Genomic DNA, 17574 nt, shown 5'->3' with positions numbered 1-17574 from the left:
CTTACACCGACAGATACGACGACTGCTTCAAGCCGCGGCAGAACTCGGCGAAATACACCGAGCGCTCCTCCGACGACAGCCCGGCAACGCGCGCCTTGCCCTCGTAGCGGTTGAGGATCTCCTCCGGCGACAGGTGCACGTAGCGCAGCATGTCTTCGATGGTGTCGTGCTCTTCCACGCCCTCGAAGCTCACCTTGCCGCCGTCGCGCACGTACACGTTCACCGAATCGGTATCGCCGAACAGGTTGTGCATATCGCCCAAGATCTCCTGGTAGGCACCCACCATGAACACCGCGATCAGGTATTCCTCGCCCGCTTCCACCGCATGCACCGGCATGCTGGACTCAATGCTCTGCTGGTCGACGTAGTGCTTCACCTTGCCGTCGGAGTCGCAGGTCAGATCCTGCAGCACTGCACGGCGGGTAGGCTGCTCGTCCAGGCGATGCAGCGGCATGATGGGCAGCACCTGGTCGATGGCCCAGGTATCCGGCAGGCTCTGGAACACCGAGAAGTTGCAGAAATACTTGTCGGCCAGCTTGTCGGTCAGCTCGTCGTACACCTGGCGCTGCGAGCGCTGGCTGGCGGTGAGCTGCGCCTGCAGACGGCGGCACAGCGCGGCGTGCACCTGCTCGGCCAGCGCCTTCTCCTTCAGCGTGATGCGGCCTTCGGCGTACATGTCCGACACTTCCGAGCTCAGGTGGCTGGCGCGGTAGTAGGTCTCGGTAACCATTTCGGCATCGGTCAGGTTCATCAGCTCGAACAGCTTGCGCACCGGCTTGGGCAGCGCCTGCACATCGTCCACCTGCGGCACGCTGTCTGGCAGGCGCTCCACGTCGGTGACGTTCATCAGCAACACGGCGTGGTGCGCGGTCATCGCACGGCCGGATTCGGAAAACACGCGCGGATGCGGGATGTCGTTTTCGTCGCAGAACTCGGACAGCATCGACACGATCACGTTGGCGTATTCGTCCATGTCGTAGTTGATGGAGCTGGCATTGCGCGAGTGGGTGCCGTCGTAATCCACACCCAGACCGCCGCCCACGTCGACGTGGTCCACCGGCAGGCCCAGCGCGCGCAGCTCGCCGAAGTAGCGGATGGCTTCACGGAAGCCGGCGCGGTAGTCGGCGATGTTGGCGATCTGCGAACCCATGTGGAAGTGCATCAGGCGCACGTTGTCGCCGTGACCGGCAGCCACCAGCTTGTCCACCGCGGAGATCAGCTGCGCCGCGGACAGGCCGAACTTGCCCTTCTCGCCGCCGGTATCCGCCCACTTGCTGGACGCCAGCGACGACAGCCGCACTCGCAGGCCGATATTGGCCTTGACGCCCAGCTTGGCGGACTCCTGGATCAGCAGGTCGACTTCGGATTCCTTCTCGATCACGATGAACACTTCGTGACCCAGGCGCTGGCCCATCAGTGCCAGGCGGATGAAATCGCGGTCCTTGTAGCCGTTGCAGACGATGGTGCCGCCCTTGGGCGACAGTGCCAGCACCGCCATCAGCTCCGGCTTGGAGCCGGCTTCCAGGCCGATGGACACGTCCTGGGTAGCGATGATGCTCTTCACCACCGCTTCTTGCTGGTTGACCTTGATCGGGTAGATGGCGGTATAGCGGTTGCCGTAGTTCTGGCTGGCAATCGCGTTGTCGAAGGCGCGGCACAGCCGGGTGACGCGGTCTTGCAGGATGTCGGGGAAACGCACCAAGAGCGGCATGTCCAGGCCTTTGTCCGCCAGGGTATGCGCCAGCTCGTGCAGATCGATTTCGCGCTGGTGATGTGCATTCGGGCGCACCTTCACGCAGCCGTTTTCGCCGACATTGAAATAGCCAGCACCCCAATGCCGGATGCCATACAGGCTCCGGCTATCCGCCACAGTCCAAGCCATGAAAGGATTTCCTAATTATTCAGAAATGGAAAACTGCTCCTTAGTGCGCGGCTTTCGGGCTAAGAAAGCTTCATGTGGGCCTGGGATGTCGGAGCGCGCAATAAAACGGCGGTTGCCGCAAAAAACGAGCGCGGATTTTAGCAATCTCACGCCCCTTGACAAGCATAATTTTGCCGTGTCCATTTTAATGAACAAGCATGCGGCCAACCCTGCACCGCATACCCCACCCTACACGGTATACATGACTGTTTTTTAAAAGATTGCGCCTTCGCGACGGGCGCAAAAAACCGGGCCGGCTCGTGCATGATTTTCGACACCACCCGGCGCCGCCGCTACAGATAATCCTGCAGCCGATACCAGCCCATGCCCAGCACCAGCGCCGGCGTGCGCAGCAGCTTGCCGCCGGGAAAAGCCCGGTGCCGCAGGCGCTCGAACAGCGCCAGCCGGCTGTCGTCACCGGCAATGGCCTCGGCGATCACCTTGCCGGCCAGCCCGGTCACCGCCACGCCATGACCGGAGAACCCCTGTGCATAGTAGACGTTGGCCGCCAGCCGGCCAAAGTCCGGCGCCCGGTTCATGGTGATATCGCAGAAGCCGCCCCAGGCGTACTCCACCTTCACGTCCGCCAGCTGCGGGAACACCCGCAGCATGTCCTTGCGCATCTTCGCCGCCAGATCGGCCGGTTCACGACCGGAGTAGCTGACTTTGCCGCCGAACAGCATGCGCCGGTCGCCGGACAGCCGGTAGTAATCCAGCACGAAGTTGGTGTCGCACACCGCCATATTGTTGCCGATCAGGCTGCGGGCGCGCTCCTCGCCCAGCGCTTCGGTGGCGATCACATAGGTGCCTACCGGCATGATGCGGTTTTCCAGCTTGCCGGACAGCGCGCCGACGTAGGCATTGCAGGCCAGCACCAGCTGGCGGCAACGCACGCTGCCGGCAGCGCTGTGCACCAGCGGCGCCGCGCCGTCGTCATAGCGCAGCACCGGCGTCTGCTCGTAGATGCGCACGCCAGCTTGGCGCGCCGCCTGCGCCAGCCCCAGCAGGTAATTGAGCGGGTGGATATGCCCGGCCAGCGGGTCGAACAGGCCGCCCTGGTAGCGATCGGACGCCAGCATTGCGGCCAACTGTTCACGCTCCCACAACTGGTAATGCTCGTAGCCGTAGAAGTCCTGCGCCTCGCGCTGCCAGCCCAGCAGATCCTGAAAATGCGCCGGCTTCACCGCCGCCGTGCAGTAGCCGCGCGTCCAGTCACAGGCGATGTCATGCTGCCGCACGCGCTGCTCGATGATCTCCACCGCCTCCAGCGACATGCGCCACATCTGGCGCGCCGCGGCATCGCCAAGTTGGCCGCGCAGGGTGTCCATATCACAGGCAAAGCCGGCAATCACCTGGCCGCCATTGCGGCCGGAGGCGCCAAAGCCGATGCGCGACGCTTCCAGCAACACCACCTGCAAGCCCTGCTCCGCCAGGTTCAGCGCCGCCGACACCCCGGCCAGGCCGCCGCCCACCACGCACACATCGCACTCCACCACGCCTTGCAGCGCCTCCCCGGGCTCCCAGGGGACCGCGGTGGCGACGTAGTAGGACGGAGCGTGTGGCTGACGGCTGCAGTTGAGCATAAAGACCTCTGGTTGACGTAAGGAAACGGGAATCAGGGAAACGCGATACTGGGCAACACGATGAACACCTCATGACAGCGGGCTGTCGGACAGGCATGAAAAACGGCGAAGCCCCGCCGGGGGCCTCGCCGTGGTAACGACAGTGGATTCAGCTGGCGACCGGAACCGGCGCCGCCTCGCGCATGGCGGCGGCAATCGCCTGCTCGCGCTTGCGCTGCGCGTTGAGCATCAGGTAGTTGGCCACCAGCACGATCACCCCCACCACCAGCACGGTGATAGCAGCCAGCGCGTTGATTTCCGGGTTCAGCCCCAGACGCACCTTGGAGAAGATCACCTGCGGCAGCGTGGTGGAGCCAGGGCCGGACAGGAAGGCGGTGGTGACCAGATCGTCCAGCGACAGGGTGATCGACAGCAGGAAGCCGGAGGCAATCGCCTGCGACACCAGCGGTAGCGTGATGACGAAGAAGATCTTCAGCGGCCGCGCGCCCAGGTCCATGGCGGCGTCTTCCAGGTTCTTGTCGATCTCCAGCAGCCGCGAGCGCACCACCACCGATACGTAGGCCATGCACAGCGTGGTATGGCCCACCCAGATGGTGAGGAAGCCGCGCTCGGACGGCACGCCGATGAACTGCTCCAGCGAGATGAACAGCAGCAGCATGGACAGGCCGGTAATCACCTCCGGCATCACCATCGGCGCGGTCATCATGCCGGCAAACAGCGTGCTGCCGGTATAGCGCTTGAAGCGGGCCAGCACGAAACCGGCAACGGTGCCCAGCATGACCGCAGCGGTAGCACTGGCCAGCGCGATCTCGAGCGACAGCTTCACTGCGCTGATGATCTGCTCGTTCTGGAACAGCGAGCCATACCATTTGACCGAGAAGCCGCCCCACACTGTTACCAGCTTGGAGTCGTTGAACGAGTACACGATCAGGCTGACGATGGGGATGTACAGGAACAGGAAGCCCACCACCAGCACGCCCTTGAGGAACGGGGACAGTTTGTTGCCGTTATACATTGCCCTTGCCCTCCAGCTCACGGGTCTCGAAGCGGTGCAGCAGTGCGATCGGCACGATCAGCAGCAGCACCATGATGATGGCCACGGAGGCCGCCATCGGCCAGTTGTTGTTGTCGAAGAACTCGTTCCACAGCACCTTGCCGATCATCAGCGTATCGGTACCGCCCACCAGTTCCGGGATCACGAACTCACCCACTGCCGGGATGAACACCATCATCGAGCCGGCAATGATGCCGTTCTTGGACAGCGGCAGGGTGATCGCGCAGAACGCCTTGATCGGACCGGCGCCCAGGTCGGCTGCCGCCTCCAGCAGGCGCACGTCCATTTTCACCAGGTGCGAGTACAGCGGCAGGATCATGAACGGCAGGTAGGCATACAGCATCACCAGATACAGCGAGAAGTCGGTGTGGAACATGTGCAGCGGCTCGCTGATCACCCCCAGCGACAGCAGGAAGTTGTTGATCAGGCCGTTCTCGTTCAGCAGCCCCATCCAGGCATACACCCGCAGCAGGAAGGAAGTCCAGAACGGCAGCATCACCAGCATCAGCAGGATGTTGCGCCGCGCCGGGTCGGTGCGGGCAATGGCATAGGCGATGGGGTAGCCCAGCAACAGGCACATCACCGTGGTAAAGAACGCCACCTTCAGCGACGACAGGTAGGTGGCCGCGTACAGTTCATCGGTGAAGATAAAGCTGAAGTTGCCGAAGTACAGCGACAGACCGCGGATCACCCCCTCCTCTTCCTGCAGCAGGCTGGTGAACGGCGGAATCGCCAGTGCCTGTTCGGCGAAGCTGATCTTCAGCACGATGAAGAACGGCACCAGGAAGAACAGCAGCATCCAGGTGTAGGGAATGGAAATGACCGCAGTCTTCCCCAACCTGAATTTGGCTTTCATTTTCAGCAGGCTCATGACCGTCTCCTTAGCGCGTCAGCACTACCGGCATATCCGGGCGCCAGCTGACATAGACCGGCTCGCCCCAGGTCGGCGCCTTGATGTCGTTCTCGTGCCAGTGGTTGGCCGACACCATGGATTTCACCACTTTGCCGCTGCCCAGCTTGACGTGGTAGATGGAGAAGCTGCCCAGGTAGGCGATATCGTCCACCACGCCGCGCGCGGTGTTCGGCCCGGCCGGCGGCGGCGCCACATGCACATGCACGTCTTCCGGACGCACGCTGGCCCATACCTGCATGCCTTTCGGGCCGGTGATGCCGTGATCGATCATTACGCGGCCACCCAGATCCGACGATTCGATTTCGACGCGATCCGGCTCGTCCACCACCACCGGGCCGGCAAACATATTGGTGTCGCCGATGAATTCAGCGGTGAAACGACAGTTGGGGTAGTCGTAGATTTCGGCCGGGGTGCCGATCTGCAGCAGCTGGCCTTCGGACATGATGCCGATGCGGGTGGCCATGGTCATGGCTTCTTCCTGGTCGTGGGTCACCATGATGCAGGTCACGCCCACTTTTTCCAGCGTCGCCACCAGCTCCAGCTGCGTCTGCTGGCGCAGCTTCTTGTCCAGCGCGCCCAGCGGTTCGTCCAGCAGCAGCAGTTTCGGGCGCTTAGCCAGGCTGCGTGCCAGCGCCACGCGCTGTTGCTGGCCGCCGGACAGCTGGTACGGCTTACGCGAGCCGTACTTGCGCAGCTGCACCAGATCCAGCATCTCGGTCACGCGGGCGTCGATCTCGCCTTTGGGCAGTTTGTCCTGTTTCAGGCCGAAGGCGATGTTCTCCGCCACACTCATGTGCGGAAACAGCGCATAGCTCTGGAACATCATATTGATCGGACGCTCGTACGGCGCCAGGCCGGTGATGTCCTCGCCATCCAGAATGATCTTGCCGGAGGTTGGCCGCTCCATCCCTGCCAGCATGCGCAGCAGGGTGGACTTGCCGCAGCCGGAGCTGCCCAGCAGGGCAAAAATCTCGTTCTTGCGGATATCCAGATCCACGCCGTCCACTGCGGCGGTCTCACCGAAGCGCTTCACCACATTGCTGATGCGCAGATAGGGCGTCTCAGTTTGAGAAACAGCAGACTGTTTACCAGTTTCCACCATGATATTTCTTCCCGATTGGAGGCTGCGAAGGCCCCCGGTAATTTTCAAACAGCTGTATAAGCGACCAATTTCAACCCTACCCTGCGATGCAAGCTGCAGGCAAGACACCGGCGGGCGGGCCAAGACTGAGCGCGGGGCAAACTTTCCATGCAGAGCGCGCAAAAACCGGGCCATCGTGCAGGGGGCAGCATACTAGCACCGACTGCCACTTGCTTCCGACGCCATGGCAAAGCGGCCTGCTGCTGGGCACCCTATTCCGGCACGCGCAACTTCAGGCTACTCCACGTTTAATAAAATTGACAAGGACGACGTAAGAAAATTAACAGCGACAGTTTTACGCAGCACAACAGGCACTTACACGCTGCGGCGCAACAAAATGACCGGCGGGAACGGCAGAATTGCCAGTAGCGTTTAATTACTCAAACACGGGCACGGCGTGCACCAACGTGGTGCCGATAGCGGCCGTGTCGATAAACAGCACGCTACCCCCCTGTTTTTTGGCGGATTTTTTTGCCGAGGTGGCGGCCGATGCCACCTGATAGTGCGAGGCGTAGCAACCGGGTCGCACCGGCAGCACGCCAATGGAGACACTGGTGAGCGGAAAGAAGCGCAACCGGCCGTCGCGATCGGCCATTTCAAAGCCCCCCGCCGCCCGGTCCGGCGGCAGGAACAGCGTCGGCACCGACAAATCGAACTGCTGCAGCACCTGCCGCAGCCGCTGCTGCCAGTTGCAACTTTGCAACAGCACCACGAAGTCATCACCGCCGATGTGACCGACAAAATCCAGCAGCGGATCCACCGCCGCCTCCAGAATCGCCCCCAGCAGGCGGATCATGTCATCGCCGGCCCCGTAGCCGTAGTGGTCGTTGAACGGCTTGAAATGGTCCAGATCGACATAGGCGACCACGAAAGGTTGGCCGCCGGCCAGCAGCCGCGCCACCTCGTCGCTGATCGGTACATTGCCGGGCAGACCGGTCAGCGGATTGGCGTAGCGCGCGGCCGCCAGCTGCATCTCGCTGATCACCCGCATCAACTCGTGACCGGTACCCATGCCCAGGTAGGCGCCGTCTTCCACGATGATGAAGCCGTTGACCAGGTGGCGGCGATCGGCCGCCGCCAGCGCCGACAGGGTCTGGATGTCGGTATCCGCCGCCACCACCAGCGGCGACATGTCTGCCAGCGCCAGGCACGGCTTCTTGGCCAGCAGTTCGCGGTTGAACGGCTTGGCAAACGTCTCCAGCACCCGGTGCCGCGACAGCAGCGCCAGCGGCCGCTGGCCACGCAGCACCGGCACCGCGAACAGCGCCGGATTATCGGCAAACAGCCGGTAGGCCTCGTCGCAGCGCGACTGGTCGCTCAAGAACGGCGTGTCCAGCAGCAACTCGCGCGCCACCGGCAACTGGCGGCCAACCTTGCCGGCCGTCGGCAGCGGCAGCAGGTAGTTGCCGTGGCGCGGCGGCTGCGCCACCGGCCGCGCCACCAGATAGCCCTGCCCCATCACCACCCCCAGCTCGCGCAGCACCGCCAGCTCCTCCGGCTGCTCGATGCCCTCCGCCACCAGCACCGCGCCGGCCGCGCGCGCCATGTCCACCAGCGAGCGCACAAACTGCAGCTTGAGTCCGTCCTGGTGAATCTGCTGCACGAAGTATTTGTCCAGCTTGACCAGGTCCGGCCGCAGCTCGGACCACAGCCGCAGATTGGAAAAGCCCTCGCCCAGATCGTCCAGCGCCAGCCGCAGGCCGCCCGCCCGCAGCGCCGCCGCCACCTGGCACAAGGCACGGTAGCCGGCATGCGGGCGGGTTTCGGTCAGCTCCAGCACCACCCGCGCCGGCGCCACCCCGGCTGCGGCCAACATCGCCAGCAGCTCGGCGGCCGGCAGGTGCTCGCCCAGCAGCGTGTCCGGAATCACATTGACGAACAGCGTGCCCGGCAACTGCTGGCGGGCGAACTCCCGCAGCACGGCAGCGATGCACACCCGGTCCAGCTGCGCCAGCACACCGCGCTGCGCCGCCTGCTCGAACAGCGCCACCGGCGAATACAGCAGCGAATCCGACGGCCCGCGCACCAGCGCCTCGTAACCGACCAGCCCGCCGGTGGCCAGGTAGACAATGGGCTGGAACACCACCTGCACCAGACCATCGCGAATGATGGCGTCAAGCAATTCGGCAGCATCGCCGGCGGCGGCGGCACCCAGCACGAGCGGGTCTTGCATAATGAGCGGACACAGTGTTTGGTCGAAGACCGCCACTGTACTGCGGCTGTATGACAGCATCGGGACAGCAGCCGGCACGCGGTCACGCCGTTTGCATCTAGAATGAAAGCTCGTGCAGGGGGAAATCGCATGCCATATACCACCATCCAGCAACGCCAGGTGTATTACGAAATCAGCGGCCAGGGCAGCCAGACGCTGCTGCTGTTCAACGGCCTGACCATGAGTACGCTGGCGTGGGGGCTGATGACGCCGGCACTGGAGCAATGCTTCCGCGTGCTGCGCCTGGATTTCCAAGGCCAGGGGCAGAGCGAGCAGACGGCGGCCCAGCTGTACCCGCTGCCACAACAGGCAGACGATGCCGCCGCGCTGCTGGTGCAGCTGGGCATCGACAGCGTGTATCTGGTGGGGCTGTCGTATGGCGGCATGGTGGCGCAGCACTTTGCCCGCCGCCACCCGCAGCGGCTGCAGCGGCTGCTGCTGGCCTCCACCCTGGCGTGGTCGGACAGCGTCAACGAGCAGATCGCCAGCAGCTGGGGCGCGGCGGAACAGGCCGGCGGTGCCGAGCTGCGCTTCAATATCAGCCTGCCGTGGCTGTTTTCCAGCCGCTTCTTCGCCACCGCCAGCGCCATGCTGCCGGAACTGAGCCGCGTTTCCGCGCTCACCGGCTGGCAGGCGATCCAGCGCATCATCGGCGGCGTGCTGCAGCACGACGCGCGCAGCTGGCTGAGCGAATTGCGCGTGCCCACCCATGTCATCGTCGGCGACGAAGACCGCCTCACCCCGCCGTACCAGGCGCGGCTGCTGCAGCAAGGCATTCCGGGCGCCACGCTCACCATTCTGCCTGGCGCCGGTCACGCCATTCATCTGGAAGCGCCGCAGGCTTTCTGCCAGCAGATCTTCCAGTTTGCCGAGCGCTGACCGCGCTTGCTGCGGCTAAGCCCTGGCGCCGGGGCGGCGGCGTGACTTGCGCAGATGCGCCATCAACATTCACCCCCGTGACAGCCGGCTGGCCGTGCACGGGGGTTTGCTTAGAATGGGGCATCTCATAAAGGAGCGCGCATGAACCCGTTTGCCCCCGCCCGTGATTTTCTCGACCTCACCCTGCAAGGCCTCCGCCCCGCGCACGCCCAGTGGCAAACCCCGGCACTACAGGCGCAGTGGCTGGGCCACGGCCTGCTGGAACTGAGTCCGCATGCGGCCAACCTGCAGCAGGAGCACATCCTGCTGTCCACCGGCGTGCACGGCAACGAAACCGCGCCGATCGAAATCCTCAACAGCATCGTGAGTGACCTGCTGAGCGGCGCGCTGCCGCTGGCCTGCCGCATCCTGGTGGTGCTGGGCAACATCCCGGCGATGCAAAGCGGCAAGCGCTTTGTCGACTACGACATGAACCGCCTGTTCGACGGCGCACACGCCAAGCAGCCAGACGCCAGCGAGGCGCACCGCGCGCTGGAGCTGGAACAGGCCGCCAGCACCTTCTTCGCCGTCACCCCGGCCGCGGCGCCTCGCCGCCACTACGACCTGCACACCGCCATCCGCGGCTCGGTGTTCGAGCGCTTCGCCATCTACCCCTTCATCCACGACCGCGCCCACAACCGCGAGCAGCTGGCCTGGCTGCTGGGCGCCGATGTCGACACCGTGCTGCTGCACAGCAAGCCGGCCGCCACCTACAGCTACTACACCAGCGAGCGCTGCGGCGCCGATGCCTTCACCCTGGAGCTGGGCAAGGCGCGTCCGTTCGGCCAGAACGACCTGTCACGCTTCGCCGGCATCGACCGCGCACTGCGCGAGCTGCTGGCCGGCCGGCGCACCACGGCGGCCAACCCGGACATTTCGGCGGTGCGGCTGTTCAAGGCCAAGTACGACATCGTCAAGCACAGCGGCGATTTCGTACTGCACCTGGCCGACGACGTGGAGAATTTCACCGCGCTGCCGCACGGCATGACAATTGCAGAAGATGTGCAAGTGCGCTACGTGGCCGACGGCGGCGAGGAGCGCATTCTGTTCCCCAATCCCAAGGTCGGCATCGGCCTGCGCGCCGGCATCGTGATCGAGCCGGCCACCCTGGACTAGGCACATATCCACAGGCAAACAGGGAAAAAGCTGTGGATATCCTGTGAGCGACACTAAAAAAATGCGCGGCGTCAGCAGTTTGCTGGCTCCGCGCATTTTTCATGCAATTTTTCCGCTCACGGCAGCAGCTTGCCGGGGTTCATGATGCCATCCGGGTCAAACACCTTTTTGATGCCCTGCATCATCGCGATTTCCTGCGCGCTGCGACTTACTGCCAGGTAATCCCGCTTCAGCAGCCCCACGCCGTGCTCGGCCGACATGCTGCCACCGAAGTCGCGCACCAGCGCAAACACCTGCTCGTTCACCTGCTCGCAGGCGGCGCGGAACGCCTCCAGCGCCAGCGCCGGCGGCTTCAGCACGTTAATGTGCAGGTTGCCGTCGCCGATGTGGCCATACCAGATCACCTCGAAATCCGGATAGTTGGCCGCCAGCAGCGCATCCAGCGAGGCAATGAAGGCCGGCACCCGGCTGATGGTGACGGCGATGTCGTTCTTGTACGGCGTGTACGGGGTGATGCTTTCGCTGATGCCCTCACGGTAGCGCCACAGTTGCTGCGCCTGCTGCGCCGACTGCGACAGCACGCCATCCAGCACCCAGCCCTGCTCCAGGCAACGCTCGAACAGTTGCAGCGCGGCTTCGTCGCCGCTATGCGCCGGGTCGTCCAGCTCCAGCAGCACGTAGAACGGCGCACGCACCTCGAACGGCGCCGCCAGTTGGCCGTGCGCCAGCACATGCCCCAGCGCCTGGTCGGAGAAGAATTCGAACGCCGACAGCGCCACGCCCTCGCGGAATACCTCGAACACCCGCATCACGTCGGCCAGCGCCGGCAGCGCCAGCAGCAGCACCGCCTGCGGCGGCGGCGGCAGTGTCAGCTTCATGGTGGCGCCGACCACGAAACCCAGCGTGCCTTCCGAGCCGACGAACAGGTGGCGGAAATCGTAGCCGGTATTGTTCTTGGCCAGGCCGCGGTTCAGCTCCAGCAGCTCGCCGCTGCCGGTCACCACGGTGAGGCCGGCCACCCACTCGCGGGTCATGCCGTAGCGGATCACCTTGATGCCGCCGGCGTTGGTGGCGATATTGCCGCCCAGCTGGCTGCTGCCGCTGGCGGCGAAATCCACCGGGTAGTACAGCCCCTTGCCGCTGGCGTACTGCTGCAGCGCGGCGGTCACCACCCCCGGCTCGCACTGTATGGTGCGCGCCACGCGATCGAAGGCGCCGATGCGGTTCATGCGCTCGAACGACACCACCAGCTCGCCGTTGGCCGCCACCGCACCGCCGGACAGGCCGGTACGGCCGCCGGACGGCACCAGCGCCACCTGGTGTTCGCGCGCCCAGCGCACGATGCCCTGCACCTCGGCCACGGTGGCCGGCTGGGCGATGGCCAGCGGCGCCGGCTGGTAGTAGCGCGTCCAGTCCAGGCCGTAGTGGCGCAGGCTGTTGTCGTCGGTGCGCAGCAGCAGCTGCGGCAATTGTTGGTGCAGACGGGCAAGTGGCGGTGACACGGCATTCTCCGGGTGGGTGGCGCCGTGATGCGGACGCCTGCCGACGATGCTACCACGCCGCGGATGGCAGTTTTTGTAACGGCGGCGCCAGCGGCTGCCTGCGGCCAACCTTGCGGCCGGCTGCCCGTCCGGCCAGCATCCACGGCGGATAAAACTACGGTGCTGCCGCGCAATCGGGTTACAATTGCGCGTTAACTCAATACAGCCTTTCACTATCAGATGTCCGCCGAAAACAACGCTCCGGTAATCAGCAACTTCATCCGTGCCATCATCGACGAGGACCTGTCCTCCGGCAAACACCACAGCATCGTCACCCGCTTTCCGCCGGAGCCGAACGGCTACCTGCACGTGGGCCACGCCAAGTCCATTTGCCTGAACTTCGGCCTGGCCGAGGACTACCAGGGCAAGTGCAACCTGCGCATGGACGATACCAACCCGGAGAAGGAATCCGACGAGTACGTGCAGTCGATCAAGGACAGCGTGGCCTGGCTGGGCTTCCAGTGGGACGGCAACGTGCGCTACGCCTCCGACTACTTCCAGCAGCTGTACGACTACGCGGTGGAACTGATCCAGAGCGGCCACGCCTTCGTCTGCGACCTGAGCGCCGACGAGATGCGCGAATACCGCGGCAGCCTGACCGAGCCGGGCCGTGAAAGCCCGTACCGCGGCCGCAGCGTGGCGGAGAACCTCGACCTGTTCAGCCGCATGAAGAACGGCGAGTTCGCCGACGGCAGCAAGACCCTGCGCCTGAAGATCGACATGAGCTCCGGCAACGTCAACATGCGCGACCCGGTGATCTACCGCATCCGCCGCGCGCACCACCATCGTACCGGCGACGACTGGTGCATCTACCCGATGTACGACTACACCCACTGCATCTCGGACGCGATCGAAGGCATCACCCACAGCCTATGCACGCTGGAGTTCGAAGACCATCGCCCGCTGTACGACTGGGTGCTGGACAACATCAGCATCGGCTGCCACCCGCGCCAGTACGAATTCTCGCGCCTGGAGCTGCTGTACGCGCTGACTTCCAAGCGCAAGCTGAACGCGCTGGTGACCGACGGCAAGGTAGGCGGCTGGGACGACCCGCGCATGCCCACCATCGAAGGCATGCGCCGCCGCGGCTACAGCCCGGCCGGCATCCGCCTGTTCTCGCAGCGCATCGGCGTGTCCAAGGGTGAGAACATCATCGACATCAGCGTGCTGGAAGGTGCAGTGCGCGAGACGCTGGAAAGCGAAGCGCCGCGCGTGATGGCGGTGCTGGACCCGATCAAGGTCACCCTGACCAACTTCCAGGATGGCGTTACCGCCAGCCGCAGCGCGCCGTACCACCCGCACCACCCGGAATTCGGCGAGCGCGAAGTGCCGATCGCCCGCGAGCTCTACATCGAGCGTGACGACTTTGCCGAAGTGCCGCCGCCGAAGTGGCAGCGCCTGACCGCCGGCGGCGAAGTGCGCCTGCGCTACAGCTATGTGATCAAGTGCGACGAAGTGATCAAGGACGCCGACGGCAAGGTAGTGGAGCTGAAGTGCTCCATCGACCACGACACCCTGGGGCAGAACCCGGTGGGCCGCAAGGTGAAGGGCGTGATCCACTGGATCTCCGCCAGCCACGCGGTGGAAGCCGAAGTGCGCCTGTACGACCGCCTGTTCACCGAGCCGCGCCCGGATGCGGTGCGCGGCGATGACGGCGAATACGTGGACTTCATGCAGTTCCTCAACCCGGACTCGCTGGCCACCGTTACCGGCTACGTCGAGCCGGTGGTGCGCGACGCGGCGCCGGAAACCCGCTACCAGTTCGAGCGCATCGGCTACTTCGTTACCGACCGCCTCGAGCACCAGCCGGGCAGCAAGCCGGTGTTCAACCGCACCGTGGGTCTGAAGGACTCTTGGAGCAAATAAGGCATTATCATGAAAGCGGTAGGCACCTCGTGTGCCTGCCGCTTTTTTTGTTTGTAACGCACTCGCTGTCGGTTAACGCATACCAGGGGCTTTCATGAAAACTCGCCATACCGCCATCCGCCTGTCCGTCCTTGCTTCTCTTGCCAGTCTCGCCGCCCTGCCGGCCAGCACGTTGGCCGCACCGGTAACAGACCAGAGCTACCAGATCACCATCATCCACACCAACGACCACCACGGCCGCTTCTGGAAGAACGGCGACGGCGAATACGGCATGGCCGCACGCAAGAACGTGATCGAGCAAATCCGCGCCGACGTACGCCTGCACGGCGGCTACAGCCTGCTGCTGGACGGCGGCGACGTGAACACCGGGGTGCCGGAATCCGACATGCAGGACGCCGAGCCGGACTTCAAGGGCATGAATCTGCTGGGTTACGACGCCATGGCGGTGGGCAACCACGAATTCGACAAGCCGCCGGCGGTACTGGCCAAACAGCGGCAATGGGCGCAGTTCCCCATGCTTGCGGCCAACATCTACCAGGGCGGCAAGCGCCTGTTCGCACCGTACAAGATCTTCAATCTCGGCGGCGTGCGGGTGGCGGTGATGGGCCTGACCACCGACGACACCAAGAAACTGACCAACCCGGAGAACACCCGCGGCATCGAATTCCGTACCCCGGCTCGCGAAGCAGCGCGGCTGATGCCCACGCTGAAGAAGAAGGCCGACGTGGTGATTGCCGCCACCCACATGGGCCACTACACCGATGGCGAGCACGGCGTGAACGCACCGGGCGACGTGGAAATGGCGCGCCAGGTGAAGGGCTTCGACCTGATCGTCGGCGGCCACAGCCAGAACCCGGTGTGCATGAAGGCGGAGAACGTACGCAACGATGCCTACGTGCCGGGCAGCGACTGCGCGCCGGACCGCCAGAACGGCGCCTGGATCGTGCAGGCGCACGAATGGGGCAAATACGTTGGCCGCGCCGACTTCGAATACCGCAACGGCGAATTCCGGCTGCTGAAGTACCAGCTGATCCCGATCAACCTGAAGAAAACGGTGAAGGGTGAGGACGGCAAGGAGCGCAAGGTGACCTACAGCCGCGAGATCCCGGAAAACAGCGAGATGCTGGCGCTGCTCAAGCCCTACCAGGAAAAAGGCCAGGCGGTGCTTGGCGTACAGGTAGGCAGCAGTGACGGCAAGCTGGAAGGCGACCGAGCCATCGTGCGCAAGCAGCCCACCAACCTGGGCGTGTTTATCGCCAGCGCAATGAAGGACAAGGCCCACGCCGACTTCGCCATCATGAACGCCGGCGGCATCCGCGACTCGCTGCCGGCCGGCAGCATCAGCTACAAGGACATTCTCAAGGTGCAGCCGTTCGGCAACACCCTGGTGTACGTGGACATGAGCGGCAAGGAAGCGCTGGCCTACCTGCAGGCCGCCGCGAAGATGAGCCCCGGCTCCGGCGCCTTTGCCCAGTTTGCCGGCGTGCAGCTGCGCATTGTCGGCGGCGAAGTGCAGCAGGCGCTGATAGCCGGCCAGCCCATCGATCCGGCGCGCAGCTACCGGCTGGCGCTGAACAACTTCACCGCCGCCGGCGGCGACGGCTACCCGCGGCTAAACACCCACAAGGGCTACGTCAACACCGGCTATGTCGATGCCGACCTGCTGCGCGGCTACTTTGCCAGCCACGGCAGCATCAAGACCGCCGACTTCGCGCCGGGTGATGCGGTAGTGCGGCAGTAAACCCGCCCGCGGCGGCAATGCCGGCAGTGGGCTTACTCCAGGCCGGCATTGCCGTTACAAACATCGCGCATCACGGCCTGCCCGCGCGGGCCGTTTGCCTGTAAAATCCCCCGGTTAATTTTGGCGGCCCGACAGCATGTTGGCCGCGGCTAATTCTGTAGAAAGTTGAGCAACGTGAAAGACGCGTTCCTGAAGAAGATTGCGGACAAGTCCGCGGTAATCGGCATCGTGGGCCTGGGCTATGTCGGCCTGCCGCTGATGCTGCGTTTCAATGAAGTGGGCTTCAAGGTACTGGGCTTCGACATCGACCAGAGCAAGGTCGATGCGCTGCACGCCGGCAACAGCTATATCGAGCACATCAGCGGCGACAGCATCGCCAGCGCCCGCGCCAGCGGCTTCGAGGCCACCACCGACTTCAGCCGTGCGCCGGAAGCCGACGCGCTGATCCTGTGCGTGCCCACCCCGCTCAACAAGTACCGCGAGCCGGACATGTCCTACGTGCTGGGCACTATCGACAGCCTGGTGCCGCACCTGCGCGCCGGCCACCTGGTGTCGCTGGAATCCACCACCTACCCCGGCACCACCGACGAAGAACTGCTGCCGCGCATCGAATCGCGCGGCTTCAAGGTGGGTGAGGATGCCTACCTGGTGTTCTCGCCGGAGCGTGAAGACCCGGGCAACCCCAATTTCACTACCCGCACCATTCCCAAGGTCTGCGGCGGCGTGACCCCGGCCTGCCAGGAAATCGGCGTGGCGCTGTACAGCGCGGTAATCGACAAGGTAGTGCCGGTGTCGTCCACCCGCGCCGCCGAGATGACCAAGCTGCTGGAGAACATCCACCGCGCGGTGAACATTGGCCTGGTGAACGAGATGAAGATCGTCGCCGACAAGATGGGCATCGACATCCACGAGGTGATCCGTGCCGCTGCCACCAAGCCGTTCGGCTTCGTGCCCTACTACCCGGGCCCGGGCCTGGGCGGCCACTGCATCCCGATCGACCCGTTCTACCTGACCTGGAAAGCGCGCGAGTATGGCGTGCACACCCGCTTCATCGAGCTGGCCGGCGAAGTGAACTCGTCGATGCCGGACTACGTGATCAGCAAGGTGGCCGCGGCGCTGAACGAGCGCAAGAAGGCGATCAACGGCAGCAAGATCCTGGTGCTGGGCATTGCCTACAAGAAGAACGTCGACGACATGCGCGAAAGCCCGTCGGTGTTCCTGATGGAAAAACTGCGCGACCTCGGCGCCGAGATCAGCTACAGCGATCCGCACGTGCCGGTGTTCCCGAAGATGCGCGAGCATCACTTCGAGCTGTCCAGCGTGGCGCTGACGGCCGACAGCATCGCCGGCTACGACTGCGTGCTGCTGGCCACCGACCACGACAAGTTCGACTACGCGCAGCTGCAGCAACATGCGCAGCTGATCGTGGACAGCCGCGGCAAGTACCTGCAGCCTGCGGCCAACGTGGTGAAGGCGTAAGCCTGCACCCCGTCTGCCCCGCATGAAAAAAGCCGGATCGTACGATCCGGCTTTTTTATTGCCCATGGCGGCGGCCACGGTAGGCCCGT

Annotated in this window: 12 protein-coding genes; 5 read left to right on the top strand and 7 right to left on the bottom strand. The window is 64.3% G+C overall.

Annotated features, from left to right (window positions below; all coding sequences use genetic code 11):
- Position 1: 1 nt before the first annotated feature.
- The 6 genes from speA to ACFOLG_RS12990 all read right to left on the bottom strand — a co-directional run bounded on the left by speA (position 2) and on the right by ACFOLG_RS12990 (position 8785).
- The gene (speA, locus tag ACFOLG_RS13015; protein ID WP_386092525.1) at positions 2-1882 is read right to left on the bottom strand and encodes an arginine decarboxylase; all 1881 of its coding nucleotides are present in this window, start codon (positions 1880-1882) and stop codon (positions 2-4) included.
- Positions 1883-2214: 332 nt separating this feature from the next.
- Positions 2215-3504 carry an NAD(P)/FAD-dependent oxidoreductase gene (locus ACFOLG_RS13010; RefSeq protein ID WP_386092523.1) on the bottom strand — a complete coding sequence of 430 codons (1290 nt, stop codon included), beginning with the start codon at positions 3502-3504 and terminating at the stop codon, positions 2215-2217.
- A gap of 148 nt (positions 3505-3652) precedes the next feature.
- Complete coding sequence (locus ACFOLG_RS13005) at positions 3653-4519, bottom strand: ABC transporter permease subunit (protein ID WP_386092521.1); 867 nt, start codon at positions 4517-4519, stop codon at positions 3653-3655.
- Positions 4512-5429, bottom strand: a complete 918-nt coding sequence (locus ACFOLG_RS13000) for an ABC transporter permease subunit (protein ID WP_349585830.1) — start codon at positions 5427-5429, stop codon at positions 4512-4514. The genes ACFOLG_RS13005 and ACFOLG_RS13000 overlap by 8 nt, the downstream gene beginning before the upstream one ends.
- A gap of 10 nt (positions 5430-5439) precedes the next feature.
- On the bottom strand, positions 5440-6573 hold the full coding sequence (locus ACFOLG_RS12995; RefSeq protein ID WP_386092518.1) for an ABC transporter ATP-binding protein: 1134 nt from the start codon (positions 6571-6573) through the stop codon (positions 5440-5442).
- A gap of 415 nt (positions 6574-6988) precedes the next feature.
- Positions 6989-8785, bottom strand: coding sequence for a GGDEF domain-containing protein (locus ACFOLG_RS12990; protein ID WP_386092516.1), 1797 nt, complete (start codon positions 8783-8785; stop codon positions 6989-6991).
- 129 nt (positions 8786-8914) lie between these two features.
- Here ACFOLG_RS12990 and ACFOLG_RS12985 point away from each other — a divergent pair, with 129 nt between their 5' ends.
- Positions 8915-9703, top strand: a complete 789-nt coding sequence (locus ACFOLG_RS12985) for an alpha/beta fold hydrolase (protein ID WP_386092514.1) — start codon at positions 8915-8917, stop codon at positions 9701-9703.
- Between the two features lie 141 nt (positions 9704-9844).
- Positions 9845-10858 carry a succinylglutamate desuccinylase gene (gene astE / locus ACFOLG_RS12980; protein WP_386092512.1) on the top strand — a complete coding sequence of 338 codons (1014 nt, stop codon included), beginning with the start codon at positions 9845-9847 and terminating at the stop codon, positions 10856-10858.
- 116 nt (positions 10859-10974) lie between these two features.
- Here the strand turns inward: astE and ACFOLG_RS12975 are convergent, their stop codons facing one another.
- A complete protein-coding gene (locus ACFOLG_RS12975) occupies positions 10975-12360 on the bottom strand; it encodes an FAD-binding oxidoreductase (RefSeq protein WP_386092509.1) in 1386 nt (461 codons plus the stop codon).
- 219 nt (positions 12361-12579) lie between these two features.
- Here ACFOLG_RS12975 and ACFOLG_RS12970 point away from each other — a divergent pair, with 219 nt between their 5' ends.
- The 3 genes from ACFOLG_RS12970 to ACFOLG_RS12960 all read left to right on the top strand — a co-directional run bounded on the left by ACFOLG_RS12970 (position 12580) and on the right by ACFOLG_RS12960 (position 17485).
- Positions 12580-14265, top strand: coding sequence for a glutamine--tRNA ligase/YqeY domain fusion protein (locus tag ACFOLG_RS12970; protein WP_386092506.1), 1686 nt, complete (start codon positions 12580-12582; stop codon positions 14263-14265).
- Positions 14266-14359: 94 nt separating this feature from the next.
- Positions 14360-16006 (top strand): bifunctional UDP-sugar hydrolase/5'-nucleotidase UshA, encoded by a 1647-nt coding sequence (ushA, locus tag ACFOLG_RS12965; RefSeq protein ID WP_386092503.1) that lies wholly within the window; start codon positions 14360-14362, stop codon positions 16004-16006.
- 174 nt (positions 16007-16180) lie between these two features.
- Positions 16181-17485: a nucleotide sugar dehydrogenase gene (locus ACFOLG_RS12960; protein ID WP_386092500.1), complete on the top strand. Its 1305-nt coding sequence runs from the start codon at positions 16181-16183 to the stop codon at positions 17483-17485.
- Positions 17486-17574: the final 89 nt, after the last annotated feature.

Source organism: Vogesella facilis (assembly GCF_042648525.1).
Lineage (GTDB): Bacteria > Pseudomonadota > Gammaproteobacteria > Burkholderiales > Chromobacteriaceae > Vogesella > Vogesella facilis.
Note: the sequence above shows the minus strand (reverse complement) of the source record. Positions and strands in the feature narration are given on the sequence as shown.

Coding starts and splice junctions, on each gene's coding strand:
- astE (WP_386092512.1), top strand. CDS start 9,845: ATGAACCCGTTTGCCCCCGCCCGTGATTTTCTCGACCTCACCCTGCAA.
- ACFOLG_RS12985 (WP_386092514.1), top strand. CDS start 8,915: ATGCCATATACCACCATCCAGCAACGCCAGGTGTATTACGAAATCAGC.
- ACFOLG_RS12990 (WP_386092516.1), bottom strand. CDS start 8,785: ATGCAAGACCCGCTCGTGCTGGGTGCCGCCGCCGCCGGCGATGCTGCC.
- ACFOLG_RS13000 (WP_349585830.1), bottom strand. CDS start 5,429: ATGAGCCTGCTGAAAATGAAAGCCAAATTCAGGTTGGGGAAGACTGCG.
- ushA (WP_386092503.1), top strand. CDS start 14,360: ATGAAAACTCGCCATACCGCCATCCGCCTGTCCGTCCTTGCTTCTCTT.
- speA (WP_386092525.1), bottom strand. CDS start 1,882: ATGGCTTGGACTGTGGCGGATAGCCGGAGCCTGTATGGCATCCGGCAT.
- ACFOLG_RS12995 (WP_386092518.1), bottom strand. CDS start 6,573: ATGGTGGAAACTGGTAAACAGTCTGCTGTTTCTCAAACTGAGACGCCC.
- ACFOLG_RS13005 (WP_386092521.1), bottom strand. CDS start 4,519: ATGTATAACGGCAACAAACTGTCCCCGTTCCTCAAGGGCGTGCTGGTG.
- ACFOLG_RS12970 (WP_386092506.1), top strand. CDS start 12,580: ATGTCCGCCGAAAACAACGCTCCGGTAATCAGCAACTTCATCCGTGCC.
- ACFOLG_RS13010 (WP_386092523.1), bottom strand. CDS start 3,504: ATGCTCAACTGCAGCCGTCAGCCACACGCTCCGTCCTACTACGTCGCC.